Source organism: Streptomyces sp. NPDC111802 (assembly GCF_055634335.1).
Window position 1 is genome coordinate 1 of record NZ_JBVKCZ010000207.1, and the last position, 1,714, is coordinate 1,714.

Consider the following 1,714-nt stretch of genomic DNA (forward strand, 5'->3'; position numbering starts at 1 on the left):
ATACGTGGAATCGGCTTCGGAGTCGACCACCGGCCAGCGGTGGTCGTGCACTGCGTCCGGCCCATATCCGCCAGGTTGGAGCCGGTGTCGTAATTCGGTGCGTGTCAAGTCAAATGAGACGTGTGTGATGTTATGAGGCTTGTGGTTGGGGTTCCCGGCGCCGTGCGGGATTGTTGATCCATGCCTGTGTGGGTATCTGGGGTGGTCTTGGGCGGCGGGCGAAGCGTTCGGGGTGGCGTTCGTAGGCTTCGGCGAGGGTGACGGTGCGCTGGTCGCGGACCTGTTCGGCGGTGCCGAAGTGTACGGAGGCGGGGGTGTGGTAGCCGATCCCGGAGTGGCGGTGTTCGTGGTTGTAGTAGCTGATGAAGGCGTCAAACCACTCGCGGGCGTGGGCGAGCGAGTCGAACCGCTCGGGGTAGTCCGGTGCGTACTTGACCGTCTTGAACTGGCTCTCGCTGTAGGGGTTGTCTGCACTGACCACCTCATTCGGCATGACCGAAACATCCCCCACCGCAGCCCAGTCCCACGCCACCGACCCGCTCGACCAACGACTCACCACCACCGGGACGCATCACCGACATGATCATCCGAGGCGGGGAAAACATCTCCCCACGAGAGATCGAAGACGTCCTACGCGCCCACCCCGATATCCACGACGCAGCCGTCATCGGCATCCCCCACCCCCGCTTAGGGGAAGATCTCATGGCATGGATCCAACCTCGCCCAGGAACCAGCCCTCCACACCCCGATGAACTACGCACATACTGCGCAGACAAACTAGCCCACTACAAAATCCCTCGAGGAATACGCTTCCTCGACGCGCTACCCACCACGGCAACAGGAAAGATACGCAAAACAGAACTACGCGAGGCAGCCCACAAGGGCATGCGAGGAGAGGGAGATGGTGTTACTTAGCCGCCAAGCGGGCCGCGAAGAAGTTCTTCCGCAAGCTCCTCAAGGGCCTTACGTACGTGCTGCGGGTCGTGTCACCGACCTGTTGGTAACACGCTCCTTCAGGGACTCTCCTCCGGTGCTGCCGAGAAAATTAGAGTAATGCTGAGCCTGAATCCCGGACGATAGGCCCCACAGGCAGTCCGCCCCTCCGGGCGAAGCGTCCGAATACGCGCCCATCGCCGACGTATCCCAAGCTCTGCCCGGCGCATCGATCCCTGGGGCAACCCACTGGAAAGCCGCCGGCCCCGGCGGGGGATCCAAAGGCCGACGGCTTCCGCCACCAAGACTATGCCCTCAAACGGACACCCAATTCCCAGCAGGCCCCAAACCCCGGAACCTCATTCCCTAACACCCCATCAAACGCCTTGATCGGGAGTATCGGGCGTGTCATGAATTAGGCTCTGCCTTGTTTTTCGTAGCGGGTGATCGTTCTGTTGGCGCGAAGGTCAGTTGAGCAGGATGCGCTGGCGGAGGAGGGCGAAGCCGGCCCGTCCGTAGGTCTGGCGCTTGAGGAGCTTTGTCTTGTTGTTGATGCCCTCGGTGACTCCGTTGCTGTAGGGCAGGTCGAGGCCGGCCTGGACGGCTGCGCGGTCCTTCTCCAGGCCGCGGCCGAAGGCGTGCAGGGCGGGAAGGTCGTCGCCGTTCACGGCCTCGATCCACTCGGCCAGGGCGGCGTGTTCGGTGGCGGGGTGCTCGTGGTGGGCCAGGAGCTTCGCGAAGGTGGTGACGTGGCTGGTCAGGAGCGTCATCTCAGGGCAGG

General features: G+C 63.0%; 3 protein-coding genes. 1 reads left to right on the forward strand and 2 read right to left on the reverse strand.

Features of this window, described 5'->3' with window-relative positions; all coding sequences use genetic code 11:
* Positions 1 to 130: 130 nt before the first annotated feature.
* Complete coding sequence (locus tag ACZ7NC_RS45490; protein ID WP_471498335.1) at positions 131 to 493, reverse strand: integrase core domain-containing protein; 363 nt, start codon at positions 491 to 493, stop codon at positions 131 to 133.
* Positions 494 to 579: 86 nt separating this feature from the next.
* Between ACZ7NC_RS45490 and ACZ7NC_RS45495 the strand changes: the two genes are divergently transcribed.
* On the forward strand, positions 580 to 915 hold the full coding sequence (locus ACZ7NC_RS45495) for an AMP-binding enzyme (protein ID WP_471498337.1): 336 nt from the start codon (positions 580 to 582) through the stop codon (positions 913 to 915).
* A 485-nt stretch (positions 916 to 1,400) separates the two neighbouring features.
* On the opposite strand, the gene ACZ7NC_RS45500 is transcribed toward ACZ7NC_RS45495, so the two are convergent.
* Positions 1,401 to 1,714, reverse strand: a 314-nt coding sequence (locus tag ACZ7NC_RS45500; protein WP_471498340.1) for a transposase, incomplete at its 5' end; no start/stop codon positions are given.

What these genes read in the sequence shown, in the direction of transcription:
- ACZ7NC_RS45490 (WP_471498335.1), bottom strand. Translation starts at nt 493, where the DNA reads ATGCCGAATGAGGTGGTCAGTGCAGACAACCCCTACAGCGAGAGCCAG.
- ACZ7NC_RS45495 (WP_471498337.1), top strand. Translation starts at nt 580, where the DNA reads ATGATCATCCGAGGCGGGGAAAACATCTCCCCACGAGAGATCGAAGAC.